This is a genomic window from Thioalkalivibrio sp. AKL17, assembly GCF_000377885.1.
In the GTDB taxonomy this organism is placed as follows: domain Bacteria; phylum Pseudomonadota; class Gammaproteobacteria; order Ectothiorhodospirales; family Ectothiorhodospiraceae; genus Thioalkalivibrio; species Thioalkalivibrio halophilus.
Map to the genome: position 1 here is coordinate 272,430 of NZ_KB898768.1, position 14,745 is coordinate 287,174.

At 69.2% G+C, this 14,745-nt stretch carries 11 protein-coding genes; 9 read left to right on the plus strand and 2 right to left on the minus strand.

The window, feature by feature from the left end; all coding sequences use genetic code 11:
- Positions 1-6: 6 nt before the first annotated feature.
- The 3 genes from D577_RS0111425 to D577_RS0111435 are packed head-to-tail and all read left to right on the plus strand — an operon-like array spanning position 7 to position 2,279.
- Positions 7-618 (plus strand): ABC transporter ATP-binding protein, encoded by a 612-nt coding sequence (locus D577_RS0111425; RefSeq protein WP_018947605.1) that lies wholly within the window; start codon positions 7-9, stop codon positions 616-618.
- Positions 611-1,387: a hypothetical protein gene (locus tag D577_RS0111430; RefSeq protein WP_018947606.1), complete on the plus strand. Its 777-nt coding sequence runs from the start codon at positions 611-613 to the stop codon at positions 1,385-1,387. Before D577_RS0111425 ends, D577_RS0111430 begins: the two co-directional genes overlap by 8 nt.
- A 31-nt stretch (positions 1,388-1,418) precedes the next feature.
- Positions 1,419-2,279, plus strand: coding sequence for a class I SAM-dependent methyltransferase (locus D577_RS0111435; protein ID WP_018947607.1), 861 nt, complete (start codon positions 1,419-1,421; stop codon positions 2,277-2,279).
- A gap of 15 nt (positions 2,280-2,294) precedes the next feature.
- On the opposite strand, the gene folE2 is transcribed toward D577_RS0111435, so the two are convergent.
- Entirely contained in the window at positions 2,295-3,209 is a 915-nt protein-coding gene (gene folE2, locus D577_RS0111440) for a GTP cyclohydrolase FolE2 (RefSeq protein ID WP_018947608.1), read from the minus strand.
- Positions 3,210-3,286: 77 nt separating this feature from the next.
- Between folE2 and dksA the strand changes: the two genes are divergently transcribed.
- From dksA to D577_RS0111465, 5 genes are all read left to right on the plus strand, one after another.
- Entirely contained in the window at positions 3,287-3,715 is a 429-nt protein-coding gene (gene dksA, locus D577_RS0111445) for an RNA polymerase-binding protein DksA (RefSeq protein ID WP_024329619.1), read from the plus strand.
- Positions 3,716-3,743: 28 nt separating this feature from the next.
- Positions 3,744-5,003: a zinc metallochaperone GTPase ZigA gene (gene zigA, locus D577_RS0111450; protein WP_018947610.1), complete on the plus strand. Its 1,260-nt coding sequence runs from the start codon at positions 3,744-3,746 to the stop codon at positions 5,001-5,003.
- Positions 5,000-5,638, plus strand: a complete 639-nt coding sequence (locus D577_RS0111455) for a DUF1826 domain-containing protein (RefSeq protein WP_018947611.1) — start codon at positions 5,000-5,002, stop codon at positions 5,636-5,638. The genes zigA and D577_RS0111455 overlap by 4 nt, the downstream gene beginning before the upstream one ends.
- Before the next feature lie 106 nt (positions 5,639-5,744).
- Positions 5,745-8,036 carry an EAL domain-containing protein gene (locus tag D577_RS0111460; RefSeq protein WP_018947612.1) on the plus strand — a complete coding sequence of 764 codons (2,292 nt, stop codon included), beginning with the start codon at positions 5,745-5,747 and terminating at the stop codon, positions 8,034-8,036.
- A gap of 76 nt (positions 8,037-8,112) precedes the next feature.
- The gene (locus tag D577_RS0111465) at positions 8,113-11,064 is read left to right on the plus strand and encodes a PAS domain S-box protein (RefSeq protein WP_018947613.1); all 2,952 of its coding nucleotides are present in this window, start codon (positions 8,113-8,115) and stop codon (positions 11,062-11,064) included.
- Positions 11,065-11,073: 9 nt separating this feature from the next.
- Here the strand turns inward: D577_RS0111465 and D577_RS0111470 are convergent, their stop codons facing one another.
- Positions 11,074-11,997: a histone deacetylase family protein gene (locus tag D577_RS0111470; RefSeq protein ID WP_018947614.1), complete on the minus strand. Its 924-nt coding sequence runs from the start codon at positions 11,995-11,997 to the stop codon at positions 11,074-11,076.
- A gap of 60 nt (positions 11,998-12,057) precedes the next feature.
- On the opposite strand from D577_RS0111470, the gene D577_RS0111475 reads away from it, so the two are divergent.
- Positions 12,058-14,739, plus strand: coding sequence for a bifunctional acetate--CoA ligase family protein/GNAT family N-acetyltransferase (locus tag D577_RS0111475; RefSeq protein ID WP_018947615.1), 2,682 nt, complete (start codon positions 12,058-12,060; stop codon positions 14,737-14,739).
- The last annotated feature ends 6 nt before the right edge of the window (positions 14,740-14,745 follow it).

Consider the following 14,745-nt stretch of genomic DNA (forward strand, 5'->3'; position numbering starts at 1 on the left):
GCGCGGATGTCCGACTCCCCCGTCATCGAGGCCCGGGCCGCGCGCCCGGGCTTTGACCGCCCCGTCCTCGGGCCGCTCAGTCTTGCGGTCCCGGGCGGGGCACGCTGGGCGCTCACCGGCCCCAACGGGTCCGGCAAGTCGCTGTTGCTCAAGTGCCTGACGGGGCAGGCGCGGGTGCACGGGGGGCGGCTGACCACCGCCCCCGGCACCCGCATCAGCCTGCTGGCTCAGGATCATCCGCGCCCGTACCCGTGGCCCCTGTCCGGACACGACTGGTTCCGGGCCATGGGTACGCGCGTGCCCGAACACCCTCGCATCCGGGCGCTGCTGCGCCGGCGTCTGGATCAACTCAGCGGCGGCCAGTGGCAGCTCCTGCGCCTGGCCTCCGTACTGGCGCCCGTTGAGGCCGCCGACCGCGACACCGGCCGCCCCCACCTGGTGCTGCTGGACGAGCCCGCCAACCACCTGGATGCCGAGGTCCGCGCCGACGCGGTGGAACTGATCACCGCCCTGCCCGCGAGCGCCACTCTGGTCATGACCAGCCACGACGACGAACTGCTGGGCACCCTCGGCGTCGAACGCCACCCCCTGCAGGACTACCTCGACGCCCATGACTGACCTGCTTCTGACGCCTTTCGTGGCGGGATTCCTGATCACGCTGGTGCTGGCGCTGGCGGGCAGTGGCCTGTTCCTGCGCGGCTCGGTCTGGCAGGCGCTGGCGCTGGGTCAGTGGGCCGCCGCCGGTGGCGTGCTGGCCTCGGTCCTGCACTGGCCGGTGCTGCCGGTCGCGCTGGCCCTGGGGGCCGGGGTGATGGCCCTGCTGCAGCGGGTCCGCGATGCCGAACGCCTGCCGCTGGCGCTGTTCCTGGGCGGGCTGGCCGCGGTCACCCTGCTGGCCGCCAATTTCTCGCAGGCAAGCATCGCGGCGGCCGCCTGGGCCGAGGGACAGCTGTATTTCGCCGGCCCGGGCGAGCTGATCGCGGTGGTCGTCGCCGGGGTGGCCAGCGCGGTGCTGTGGCCGTGGCTGCGCCGGGTCTGGCTGCACGCCCAGCTCGCCCCGGACGTCTCCGCCGCACCGGCACCGCCGGCGATCGCGCGCTGGCTGGAGATCGCATGGCTGGTTGCCGTGATCGTCCTCGGGAGCATGGTGCTGGGCATGCCCGCGGCGCTGGCCACCCTGCTGCTGCCGGCCTGGGGAGCGGCCTTTCTGGCCCGCGGCCTGACCGGCGCGCTGCTGTGGACCCAGAGCCTGGCGATCGCGGGCTTCCTCGTCGCCTGGACCATCAGCCTGCCACTGGACCAGCCCTTCGCCCCGGTACTGGTGGTCGTGCTCCTGCTGCTCGCGCTGCTGGCGCGGGCGGGCGCGGCCCTGCGGCGCGCTGCCTGATTCTCCGGACCTCTGCAATAAAGGAAACACCATGAGTGAAAAGCCGCAGAGCTCGGGTACGAGCTCGCCAATCTTTCAGGCCATCGAGCAGATGCAGGGATCGCTGCCCTGGGGCAGCTTTCTCGATGCCGGGACCGGCCGCAAGTCCATCGAGTGGATCACCGCGCTCGACACCGAACGCTGGACCGCCATCACCGCCTCGCAGAACATGGCGCGCACGGTACAGGAGGCGGCGGGCGACCGGCTCCGGCCACAAGACCGCGTGCTGGTGGGCAACTGGCACTCCGAACACCTGCTGTACGGCGAGCGCTTCGACACCGTCCTGCTGGACTACTTCATCGGTGCCATCGAGGGCTTCTCTCCCTACTGGCAGGAGCAGGCCCTGCACCGTATCCGTCCGCATGTCGGCCAGCGGCTGTACATCATCGGCGTGGAGCCCTACGTGCCCAGCGAACCCGACACCGAGGCCGGACGCCTGGTGCGCGAGATCGGCCGCGTCCGCGATGCCTGCCTGCTGCTGAGCGGCAGCATGCCGTACCGCGAGTATCCCTCGCCCTGGGTGCTTCGCCAGCTGGGCCAGGCGGGCTTCCGGGTGATGGAGACGCGTTACTTCCCGATCCGCTACCGCGAACGCTTCGTGAACGGGCAGCTCGACCTCGCGCTGCGCCAGCTGGATCATTTCACCGATCCGGACACCGCCGAGTCCATGCGTGGCTACATCGAGCAGCTGCGCGCCCGCGCCCTGCCGATCGCCCGACAGAAGGAAGGACTCAAGTACGGCGCCGACTATCTGATCTCGGCGGAGCCCATGGCCGACCGTCACCGCAGCTTCGAGGACCCGCTGCAACGTTTCTATCGTCAGGCCGGGGAACAGGACGGAGAACGGGCATAGCCCCGCTGCCCGGCCTCAGGCCCCGCGCGGCGGCCGCTCGACCCGCGCCACCGCATCGTGCGCATGCAGGCTCTCCTCGTGGCGCACGTGGATGCGGTAACCGCGCGCCCCGAACGGGGCCTCCAGGGCCTCGTCGAGTCGCCGCGCGGCATCCTCGCAGAACATCGGGTTGCCGCCGTTGGCCACCGCAAACGCCTGCTCGTCGGCGCGCTTGACCGCGGTCTGCAGCGCGGTGCCCAGCGCCTGCTCGACCCGATCGACCAGAAAGCGGAACGGAAAGGTCTCGGCATCCGGCCGCACGCCCACCTCCACCCACGCCCGGCTGCGCTGGCTGTGCGGTGTCGCCATGATGCCCGCCTCGCTGCCCAGCCATTCACGCAGCCGGTCCGGATCCGGCGGCGCCGTCCCGAAGTCCTGATCATAGCGTTCCTGGATCGCCTGGCGGGCGAGTGCCGCCGAACAGGGACAGGTCGAGGAATACCCGATCTCGATCCCGAGGCGGATCTGCGTACCGCGGTCGTCCTTTTCCGTATCCACGCGAAACGGATACGCCTTCCAGCCCGCCAGGGGGCTGACCATGGCCGGCCGTTCCAGCAGCGCCTCGCCCTCCAGCGAGAGCGCGGCGCGCCCCGAAAGCCCCTCGTGCGACTCGAGGAACGCATCCAGCACGTGGCCCAGCCGCGCGCAGTCCAGTTCGCGGTGGATCAGCATACGCAGGGCCAGATACAGCCGCGACATGTGGATGCCGCGGGCCTCCGGATCGTCGAGACTGACCCCGGCATCGGCGTGCGCGGCGACCGGCTGCCCGGCCACCTGGAGGGGCAGTGCGATGCGCTCCATGCCCACCCAGTCGAGGGTCGAGGCGCGGCGCGATGTCCCGGTCGCCACGTCCGGCAGGTCGGTGCTCCGGTGGTCGCTGGCTGAATCCATCGTATCTCCCGCAAGGGTTCGGGTCACCGGCGCGGGGCCGTTGTGACCGTGTGTCAGTAACGTTATAGTGTAACGCCATGAGCGAGACGATCCATAACATCCCCCGCACCGAAGAGGAGCTCCTCGCGATGCCCGAGGAGGCTTACATGAACCCGCAGCAGCTCGAGTTCTTCCGCGCACGCCTGCAGGCCATGCGCGAACAGGTCCTCGACGATATCGAGCAGGTGCGCACCGATCTGCGCCAGAGCAGTCAGGCCGCGGACGAACTGGACCGGGCCAGCGAAGAGGAAAACCGCCAGCTCGAACTGCGGATTCGGGGACGCGAGAACCGGCTGCTGAAGAAGATCGACGAGGCCCTCTATCGCATCGAGACCGGCGATTACGGTTTCTGCGAGCAGACCGGGGACCCCATCGGCCTGCCCCGACTCCTGGCCCGCCCCACCGCCACGCTGAGCGTGGAGGCCAAGGAGCGCATGGAAGCGACCGAGCACCTGTTCCATGAGTGACATCCAACACAATCCCCGGGAGCCTGCCATGACCGAACGTCTGCCCGTTACCGTCCTCTCCGGATTCCTCGGCGCCGGCAAGACCACCGTCCTCAACCACCTGCTGCACAATCAGGAGGGGCTCAAGATCGCCGTGATCGTCAACGACATGAGCGAGATCAACATCGACGGCGCGCTGGTGCGAGGCGACCACGTCGACCACGGTGATCAGGGCGGCGTGTCGCGCACCGACGCTCGCACCGTGGAGATGAGCAACGGATGCATCTGCTGCACCCTGCGCGACGACCTCCTCGTGGAGGTACGCCGCCTGGCCGAATCCGGCCAGTACGATTACCTGCTGATCGAGTCCACGGGCATCTCCGAGCCGATGCCGGTGGCCAGCACCTTCGCCTTCCGCGACGAGAACGACGCGTCGCTGGATGACGTGGCGCGTCTGGACACCATGGTCACGGTGGTGGACACCGCCTCCCTGCTGCAGGACTACGCCTCCCCCGATGACCTCGCTGACCGCGGCGAGTCGCTGGGCGAGGATGACGAACGCACCGTCGTGGACCTGCTGGTCGACCAGATCGAGTTCGCCGACGTCATCCTGCTGAACAAGATCGACCGCGCCACCGACGAGCAGCGCCGCCAGGCGCATCGGGTCGTACGGGCCCTGAACCGCGAGGCCCGGGTGCTGGAAATCACGCACGGGCGCACGGACCCGCGCGAACTGCTCGGCACCGGACGCTTCGACTTCGACCGTGCCGCACAGGCCCCCGGCTGGGCGCGGGAGCTGATGGGTGACCACACCCCCGAAACCGAGGAGTACGGGATCCACAGTTTCGTCTACCGGGCGACCCGTCCGTTCCACCCCGGGCGTTTCTTCGACCTGCTCCATCAGGAATGGCCCGGCGTGATCCGCAGCAAGGGCTGGTTCTGGCTGGCGTCGCGACCGGACTGGGTGGGCACGCTGTCGCAGGCCGGCGGCGCGCTGACCCATCACGCCGCCGGCTTGTGGTGGGCCTCGGTGCCCCCGGAACGCCGGCCAGTGGACGCCGACTGGTGGCAGGACCACGTCGCGCCGCACTGGGACGAACGCTACGGCGACCGCCGCCAGGAGATCGTGGTGATCGGCATCGACATGGATCCCGACTCCATTCGCCAGCGCCTGGACGCCTGCCTGCTGGACGACCGGGAACTGGCTGCCGGCGCCGAAGCCTGGGCCGACTATCGCGACCCGTTCCCCGAGTGGCGGCTGCAGAACGGCGCGGAAGAGACCGAAGAAGAAACCGAGGTGATCTCGTGAGCACCCGTCCCCGCACCCGCGCGACCGCAGCGTCCCGGCATCGTTTCATTGACCGGGCCGCCGAGCTGCATGGGATTCGGCGCGAGGACGTCAACGCCCTGATCTGGCGTCGTCCGGAAACGGATGAGCTGCGGCTTCAGGCACAGACCCTGGCGGAGCAGAGCCCCGGACTGAAACTCGACCTCCTGGGCCGGCCGGACCAGATCCGCACCGGCCTGCTGGAGGCAGCGGGAACGCGGCCGTTCGACATCCATCACCTGGCCCTCGACATCGAAAACCTGGCCCGCAACTTCGCGGTGGTCACCCGGCGCGTGATCCTGCGCGCCCAGCTGGAAGTGCTGGAGGCCCGGCCCTGCCCGCTGTTCCACGTGGACCAGCTGGAGCTGCGCATGCTGTGCAGCTACACCGGCCCCGGCACCGAATACGTGGACGACCGCCACGTCGACCGCAGCCGCCTGGGCTGCGGCGACAACGACGGCGTCCTCGCCGGCCATGCCCCCCTGCGGATCGCCCGCGGGCACGCGATCCTGATGAAGGGCGAACGCTTTCCCGGCGGCGCCGGACAGGCCGCGGTGCACCGTTCCCCGCAGCCGGCCGCGGGCGACCCGCGGCTCGTCCTGCGCCTGGACGCCTGAAGGAAACGCCGGGCCCCGGAAGACTGCTGCAAACGGCCGCTGGGAAAACCCGCTATCCGGTGCGTACACTCTACCCGGAGGAATCAGCGGGAATTGGAACAGCACCATGAACACGGACGAATTCGAGATCTTCCCCTGGGGCGGTGAATTCCTGACCCATATCCCCGAGGTGGACCACCAGCACCATTACCTGGTGGACCTCATCAACCGCCTGGCGCGCACGGTGCTGGAGGGCACCGACGAGGCCACGGCCGACGGGATCGTCGCAGAACTGCGGGACTACGCGCGTTACCACTTCGAGACCGAGGAAGGTATCTGGGCACGGGCCTTCCGCGACGACGAATGGTTCGCCCGCCACTGTCAGGCCCACGCGGGGTTCATCGACGAACTGGACCGCATCGCCGCCCTGGAAGGCCCCGAGGAGTACCGCCTGCAGCCCCTGCTGGAGTTCCTGGTCCGCTGGCTGACCCTGCACATCCTGCGCAGCGACAAGCAGATGGCCGCCGCCATCAACGCACTGGAAGCCGGGGTCGGGGTGGCCGAGGCGCGCGAACGGGCCGCGCGGCATTTCCGCGAACAGTCATCGGCGAGTCTGGAATCCCTCCTCAACACCTACGTACATATCGAGCGCCAGGTCTCGCAGTTCGCCAGGCATCTCGCCTCGCGCGGGCAGGAAGAGGCCGAGAACCGCTTTCGCACCCTGTTCGACTGCTTCATCCACCCCCTGCTGATCCTGGATGCCGAAGACGGCAGCGTGCTCGAGGCCAACCCCTCTGCCTGCACATTGACCGGCCATACGGAAAGCGAGCTGAAGGAACGCAGCATCGCCGATCTCCACCCGGACGACGAACGCGAGCGGGTCGCCGCACTCCTGACGGCACCGCCCGAGGCCCCCGCCGGGAACGACAGCCCGCCGCTGTACAGCCGGGTCCGCAGTGCCACGGGCCGGGATGTCCCGGTCCGCATCACCCGGGGCGGCGAGATCCGCGACCATGGCCGCAGCCTGCGGATCGCCTTCTACGAGGACATGACCCGTGAGCTGGAACACCGCCGGGAACTGGAATGGCTTTCGGTCAACGACCCGCTGACCGGCCTCCCCAACCGCGCCGGGATCATGCAGGCGCTGGAGGAAGCCACTACGGAGCACGACGAAACCGCGCTGGCCCTGGTCTCCATCGACGTGGACAACTTTCGAGCCCTCAACGAGCGCCTGGGGATGGCTGCGGGCGACCGGGTGCTCGCCGAGCTGAGCCGCCGCTGGCGCGACCGCCTGAACGGCGACGCCCTGCTGGGGCGCCGCGGCGGGGACGAATTCATCCTCGTGCTGCGCAGCACCGAGACCATCGAACGCCTCGAGGACGTAATGCGGAGGGTGATCGAGGCCGGGCATCACCTGCCGGTCACCGACAAGGGCGCCGGCGGGGCCAGCGAAAACGTCTCCGTCAGTGCCGGGATCTCGATCCGCCCTGCGCGCAGCGGCCTCGACCCGGAGACCGTATTGCGCCAGGCGGACCATGCACTGTACGAAGCAAAGTTGCGTGGTATCCGCGCCTGGGAATATTTCGACCACGGACAGTATCAGCGGGTCGCCAGCCGACACCGCACCATCAATGCATTCCGCCGGGCGATGCAGAATGGCGAACTGAGCGTGGAATACCAGCCCAAGGTGAACATGCGTACCGGTGCGGTGCTCGGCGCGGAGGCGCTGGTGCGCTGGCGACACCCGGACCGCGGCCTGCTGGCGCCGGCGGAGTTCCTGCCGACCATCGAGAACGACCCGGTCTCCATCGATCTCGGCGAATACATGCTGGAGGAGGCCATGCGCCAGATGGAGGCCTGGCGCCGGAACGGGCACCATCTTCCGGTCAGCGTCAACATCGGTGCCCTGCAGCTCGAGAACGCCGACCTGGCACAACGTCTGGAAAACATCCTGGATCGCCATCCGGAGATCCCGCGGGCCGATCTCGAGATCGAGGTGCTGGAAAGCACCGCCTTCGACAACGCCGCGGCGGCGGAGGCGAACATGCGTGCGGTCCGCGAACTGGGCGTGTCCATGAGCATCGACGACTTCGGCACCGGCTACTCGTCGCTGACCTACATCAAGCGCGTGCCCGCCAACGCGCTGAAGATGGACCGCAGCTACGTCCGCGACATGCTGGAGGACGCCGATGACCGGGCCATCATCGAGGCGGTGGTGGGCCTGGCCCGGGCGTTCGACCGCCTGGTCCTGGCCGAGGGCGTGGAAACGGTCGAACAGGGGCGCATCCTGATCGGCATGGGCTGCGAGAACGGCCAGGGCTACGCCATCGCCCGCCCGCTGCCCCCGGACGCGCTGGAGGGCTGGCTGGAACACTGGACGCCCCCGCCGGAGTGGTCCGCCGTACCCGCCCCCGCCTGAGCCCGGGCACCGTCGCTGTATTCGCCGGCAGGCAGGGGTTATCCTGCCCGACGTGAACCATGCACGGAAAGAGCCGATGCCGCCCCGCGCGTCCGAGCCCCCCCGCCCCGAGGACTCCCCTCGCCTCAGCGTTCTGCTGATCGAGGACAACATGGATGATGCGGCCCTGGTGCGGGATCTGCTTGCCATCCCGAACGGGACCACGCGGTTCGACACCACACACTGCCGCCGGCTGCAGGAGGCCCGGGAGCACCTGGCACGCGACGCCGCCGCATTCGACGCGATCCTGCTGGACCTGAACCTGCCCGATTCGGCCCCGGACGAGACCCTGCAGCGGGTGCTGTCGACGACCCGCGAGATCCCCGTGGTGGTCCTCACCGGCGACGACCATGCGGCCACCGGGGCGCACGCCATCGAGGCGGGGGCCGAGGACTTCCTCAGCAAGAACCGGCTGGGTGAAGACCTGCTCCAGCGCAGCCTGGTCTACGCCGTGACCCGCCACCGCGCGCGCCGCGAACTGGCACAGCAGGAGGCGCTTTACCGCAGCCTGGTGGAGGACCATCCGTACCTGGTCACCCGCTACCTCCCGGACACCACGCTGCTGCATGCCAACCGCAGCATGCTTGAGCACCTGGGCCGCACATCGGAAGAACTGCTGGGCCAGCGCTGGCTGGACTGGACCCCGGAGGCGGACGCCGGGCGGGTCCGCGCGCACCTGGAAAGCTTTACGCCGGAGCGTCCCGTGGGACATTTCGAGAACACCCTGCCGCGGGCCGACGGGGAGCTGCGCACCATCATGTGGAGCAACCGGGCGTTCTTCAACGCGGACGGCCGGATCACCGCGTTTCAGGGTGTGGGGGTCGACGTGACCGAGCAGCGCGAGGCCGAGCGCGGCCGTGAACGCCTGATCCAGATCCTCGAGGCCACCCCGGATTTCGTGTCCATGGCGGACGCCGAGGGCAACATCCTGTACGTCAACCGCGGGGGCAAGGAGCTGATCGGCCTGCCAGGCGCGGAAGGCGGTGCAGACCCGGAGCAGGATCGCACTTTCTTCTCCGGGGAACGCGCCGGGGAATGGCTGGCGCCGGAGTGGGCGCGCGAACGCCTGGCAGCCGAAGGGCTCCCGACGGCCCGCCGCACCGGTTTCTGGGAAGGCGAGTCCGCACTGATGGATGCGGAAGGACGAGAAATTCCCGTCTCACAGCGCATCATTGCTCATTTCGATTCGCGCGGCGAACCCGAGTACTTCTCCACCATCATCCGCGACATCCGCCCGGAAAAGACGCGCGAGGCCATGGAACAGCGCCGCCAGCAGGCGCTGCAGGACCTGCACCGGATCACCGGCACGCCGGATACCGAAGACGCCGGCAAGCTGCGCACGCTGCTGGAACTCGGCCTGCGCGAATTCGGCATGGACCATGGCCGCCTGGTGCGGGTGGATGACGGCAGCCGGCGCATCCTGGAGGCCGCCGGCGAGTGGCCGGAGGGCCCCGGGGAGCCCGGCGACCGGGATGCCAGCTTCTGCGACAACGCCCTGACGGAAACCGGTCCGGTGGGGTTCCATGCTCCGGAAGCCCGGGAGACCCCGTGCAGCATCTCGGAGAGCCCCGAGGCCCGCGCCTGCTTCGGCATGCCGGTGTACGTAAACGACGAGCTGCGAGCCGTGCTGAGCTTCGTGGCCCGCCGGCCAAGGGAACCCTTCGTCCCCTTCGAACGTGACCTGATCAACCTGATGGCCCAGTGGATCGGGCATGAACTCACCCGGCGCGAACAGCGGCTGGCCCTGGAACGCGAGCGCAACCTGTTCATGGCCGGCCCGACGCTGATCTTCGCCTGGGACAATGCCCCGGGCTGGCCCATCCAGTATGTCTCGCCCAACGTACGCGAGATCCTGGGCTACGACCCGCAGGAACTGGCTGACGAACGCACGCCGCATAACGATCTGGTGCATCCCGACGATCGCGAACGCCTGGACCGGGAAGTGCAGGCGCATACCGATGATCGCAGCGCCAACTTCCAGCACAGCCCCTACCGCATGCGCCACCGTGACGGCGGGTGGCGCTGGATGCTCGACTTCACCGCCATCGAGCGCGATGAATTCGGGGCCGTTGATCACTATCACGGCTACCTGGTCGACATCACCGAACGCCGCGAGCTGGAGGAAGAACTGGAACTGCTGGCGGCGACCTTCCGTGCCAGCCATGCGATCTTCATCACCGACGCCGACGGGCGGATCCTGCGGGCCAACCCGGCATTCAAGGAGATCACCGGTTACAGCGCGGCGGAGTCGATCGGCGCCAACCCGCGGGAACTGCTGAAGTCGGGCGCGCACGGACGGACTTTCTACCTCGACCTGTTCAACCGACTGGACGAGCAAGGGCACTGGGAAGGCGAGATCTGGGACCGGCGCAAGGATGGCGTGCTGATCCCCCTGTACATGTCCATCACCGCGCTGCGATCCGGGGACGACGGGCCGGTGGAACACTACGTGGCGGTGTTCCACGACATCTCGCGACAGAAGCACCTCGAGGCAGAGCTGGAACGCCAGGCCCTGCACGACCGCCTGACGGGCGTGCCCAACCGGCGTCACCTGGAAAGCCTTCTGGAACAGGAAGCCAGTCGGTCCGACCGCCACGGAGAATCGTTCTCGGTCCTGCTGCTGGACCTGGACCGGTTCAAGGCCGTCAACGACACCTTCGGCCACGACGTGGGGGACGAGGTGCTGCAGACCCTGGTGCGGGTCCTTCGGGAACGCCTGCGCAAGTCCGATGTAGTGGGCCGCTGGGGCGGCGAGGAATTCATGATCCTGCTGCCGGCCACCGAACTGCCCCGTGCGCGCAAGGTCGCCGAAACCCTGCGCTCGCGGGTCGGGAAGGCAGTCTTTCCGGGCCCCGGCCATATCACCGTCAGCATCGGGGTATCGGAGTACCAGCCGGGGGAACCGCTGAAGGACACCTTCAAGCGCGCCGATGATGCCCTGTACGAGGCCAAGCGTCGCGGCCGCAACCGCGTGGCCGCGCACGAATAGCGCCGGGGGTTACAGCCCTCCGAGCTCGCGCATGTGGGCCACCGCGCTGCGCCCCAGCGCGTGCAGAGCGTAGCCGCCTTCCAGCATCGAGACCACCCGCCCCTGCGCGTGGCGCTCGGCCAGCTCCACGATGCGCGCGGTAATCCAGGCGTAGTCGTCCTCGCTCAGGGCCAGGCGCGAGAGTTCGTCCTCGCGGTGGGCATCGAAACCGGCCGACACCAGCACCAGCTCCGGGGCGAACGCATCCCACTGCTCGAACCAGGCCGCGGCCACCGCTTGGCGCCACTGCTCGCCGGACGACCCGCCCGCCACGGGCACGTTGAGGCAGTTGTCGCCCAGCGGCGAGACGCCCGACCCGGGATAGGCCGGATGCTCGAAGGACGACGCGAACAGGATGGAGGGATCCCCGGCCACCAGCGACTCGGTGCCGTCGCCGTGATGCACGTCGAAGTCCACGATGGCGATGCGCCGGATACCGTGGCGGGCCTGCGCATGGCGGGCGGCGATCGCCACGTTGTTGAACAGGCAGAACCCCGCGGCGCGGTCGGCGCGCGCATGGTGCCCCGGCGGACGCACCGCGCAGAACGCACGGCGGTTCTCCGCACCCATCACCCAGTCGACGGCCGTCATGCCCGCGCCCGCCGCCAGCAGGGCCGCTTCGTGGCTGCCGGGGGACAGCGCGGTGTCGCCGTCGAGCATGACCCGCTCGCCCGCCGGCACATGCCGCAGTACGCGGTCGATGTGCGCCCCGGCATGCACCCGGCGCAGATCGGTGCGCCCCGCCGGCAGCGCCTCGCGATGCAGGATCCACGGGTCCAGCCCGCCCGCCACCAGCTGGTCGCGGATCGCGGTCAGCCGCTCCGGGCACTCCGGATGCCCGGGCCCGTTGTCGTGTTCCAGCCCGGCATCGGGAGATAAAAAGGCAAGATTCATGTTATGAAGGCCCCTCCGGGCAGCACCAATTCATCGGATCCACCACCGCAGGAAGCATGCATGGGCACCCATATCCTCGACAAGATCTTCAATCCCCGCGGCGTCGCCGTATTCGGCGCCACCGAGCGCGAGGGGGCCGTGGGCCAGACCGTCCTGGCCAACCTGCTGACCGCCGGATACGAAGGCACGCTGGTCCCGGTCAATCCCAAGCATGACACGGTGCAGGGGCTGCCCTGCGTCCCCGAACTGCGCCCCGGCGAGCACCGCGTGGACCTGGCGCTGATCGCCACGCCCGCGCGGGCCGTGCCCGCCATCCTGCGCAACTGTGGCGAGGCGGGGCTGCACGGCGCCGTCATCCTGTCGGCCGGCTTCGGCGAGGCCGGACGCGAGGGCCAGCGCCTGCAGCAGGAGTGCGTGGAGATCGCGCAGCGCTACCGCATGCGCCTGATCGGCCCCAACTGCCTGGGCATCATGCGCCCGCGGATCGGGCTCAACGCCACCTTCAGTCACAACCAGGCACTGCCCGGCAAGCTGGGGCTGGTCTCCAGTTCCGGCGCCCTGGTGACCGCGGTGCTGGACTGGGCCCAGTCCACCGGCATCGGCTTCTCCGGCGTCGCCTCCACCGGCGACGCCGCCGACGTCGACTTCGGCGAGCTGCTGGACTACCTCGCGGTGGATCCCGAGACCCAGGGCATCCTGCTGTACGTCGAGGGCATCCGCCACACCCGGCGTTTCCTCTCCGGGCTGCGCGCGGCCGCTCGCATGAAACCCGTGGTGGTGCTGAAGTCAGCGCGCCACGCGGCCACCGCCCAGGCGGCGGCCACCCACACCGGGGCCATGATGGGCTCCGACGCAGTCTTCGACGCCGCCCTGGAACGCGCCGGCGTGGTCCGGGTGGAGCGCGTATCGCAATGGTTTTCCGCCGCCCACATCCTCGCGCAGGGGATGCGTCTGCGCGGCGAGAACCTGGCGATCCTCACCAACGGCGGCGGGCCCGGCGTGATGGCCGTGGACCGCGCGGCCGACCTCGGCCTGGATCTGGCCAGTCTGGCGGACAAGAGCATGGACGCGCTGAACGGCCTGCTCCCCGGCCACTGGTCGCATGGCAACCCGATCGACATCCTCGGTGACGCCACCGCCGAACGCTACGGCGAGTCACTGCGCATCACGCTGGCCGACCCCGGCGTAGATATGGCGGTGGTACTGCTGACCCCACAGGCCATGACCGATCCCGACGCCTGTGCCGAGGCCGTGATTGAACAGGCCCGCAACAGCCACAAGCCGGTGCTGGCCTGCTGGATGGGCGACCCGCTGGTGGCCAGCGCACGCCGGCGCTTCGACGCGGCAGGCATCCCACAGTACCGCACGCCCGAAGCGGCGATCGAGACCTTCGCCTGGCTGATCCGGCACCGCCACAACCAGCGCATGCTGCTGCAGACCCCGGGCCCGCTGTGCGACGAGACCCCGTCCGACATCGAGGGCGCCCACCTGATCCTGCAGAACGCCCGCAACGATGGCCGCAAGGTCCTCAGCATCCGCGAGTCCAAGGCCGTGCTGGCCGCCTTCCACATCCCCACCAACCCCAGCATCCTCGCGCGCGACCCGGCGGATGCGATGCTGGCCGCCGAAACCCTGGGCTTCCCCGTGGCACTCAAGATCAGCGCCACCGGGATCAGCCACAAGAGCGACTTCGGCGGCGTGCGGCTCAACCTGCGCAGTGTGCAGACGGTGCGTCAGCAGACCCAGGAGATGCTGGACCAGATCCGCGAGCACTTCCCCGACGCCGACGTCGAAGGCGTCACCGTGGAACGCATGTCCGAGGTCGGGCATGCGCGCGAACTCCTCGTCGGGATCTCGCGCGACCCGGTGTTCGGCCCGGTGATCGCCTTCGGCCTGGGCGGCACCGCGGTGGAAGTCATCGGCGACCAGGCCATCGCCCTGCCGCCGCTGAACCAGTCACTGACCGAACGCCTCATCGACCAGACGCGCGCCGCGCGCACCCTGGGCGAGTTCCGCGGCGCCCCGCCGGTACCGCGCGAGGCGCTGGAACAGGTGTTGTTGCGGGTTTCGGAGATGGCCTGCGAACTGCCGGAACTGGCGTCGCTGGACATCAACCCGCTGCAGGCCGGCGAGCACGGTGTCATGGCCGTGGACGCCCGTATCGAACTGGCGGACCCCGGGCACGACACCCGCCATTACGCCCACATGGCCATCCATCCGTATCCCGGGCACGTGGCGCACACCGTCACCACCCGCGACGGCCACGAGCTGGAACTGCGGCCGATCCGCCCCGAAGACGCCGCCATCGAACAGGCCTTCGTGCGCAGCCTGTCGGAAAAGACCCGCTACCTGCGGTTCATGCGCTCGCTGGAGGAACTCACACCCGAAATGCTGGTGCGCTTCACCCAGATCGACTACGACCGCGAGATGGCCTTCATCGCCGTGGATCACGCCGACGGCCAGGAAGTCCAGGTGGGCGTGGCCCGCTATACCACCGAGCCCGACGGCGAGAGCGCCGAATTCGCCGTGGTCGTCAGCGACGCCTGGCAGGGCCGCGGCGTGGGCTCCCTGCTGATGGAGGCCATCGTCGACTCCGCCCGGCGCAACGGCCTGCGCGAACTGTTCGGCGAGGTCCTGCGCCACAACGACGGCATGCTCGCCCTCGCCCGCCGCCACGGCTTCCAGCGCGAGATCCTCACCTCCGACGACGAGATCATCCGCGTCAGCCGCCGGCTGCACTGATCCGCC

What these genes read in the sequence shown, in the direction of transcription:
- folE2 (WP_018947608.1), bottom strand. Translation starts at nt 3,209, where the DNA reads ATGGATTCAGCCAGCGACCACCGGAGCACCGACCTGCCGGACGTGGCG.
- D577_RS0111425 (WP_018947605.1), top strand. Translation starts at nt 7, where the DNA reads ATGTCCGACTCCCCCGTCATCGAGGCCCGGGCCGCGCGCCCGGGCTTT.
- D577_RS0111465 (WP_018947613.1), top strand. Translation starts at nt 8,113, where the DNA reads ATGCCGCCCCGCGCGTCCGAGCCCCCCCGCCCCGAGGACTCCCCTCGC.
- D577_RS0111435 (WP_018947607.1), top strand. Translation starts at nt 1,419, where the DNA reads ATGAGTGAAAAGCCGCAGAGCTCGGGTACGAGCTCGCCAATCTTTCAG.
- D577_RS0111470 (WP_018947614.1), bottom strand. Translation starts at nt 11,997, where the DNA reads ATGAATCTTGCCTTTTTATCTCCCGATGCCGGGCTGGAACACGACAAC.
- D577_RS0111430 (WP_018947606.1), top strand. Translation starts at nt 611, where the DNA reads ATGACTGACCTGCTTCTGACGCCTTTCGTGGCGGGATTCCTGATCACG.
- D577_RS0111460 (WP_018947612.1), top strand. Translation starts at nt 5,745, where the DNA reads ATGAACACGGACGAATTCGAGATCTTCCCCTGGGGCGGTGAATTCCTG.
- zigA (WP_018947610.1), top strand. Translation starts at nt 3,744, where the DNA reads ATGACCGAACGTCTGCCCGTTACCGTCCTCTCCGGATTCCTCGGCGCC.
- dksA (WP_024329619.1), top strand. Translation starts at nt 3,287, where the DNA reads ATGAGCGAGACGATCCATAACATCCCCCGCACCGAAGAGGAGCTCCTC.
- D577_RS0111475 (WP_018947615.1), top strand. Translation starts at nt 12,058, where the DNA reads ATGGGCACCCATATCCTCGACAAGATCTTCAATCCCCGCGGCGTCGCC.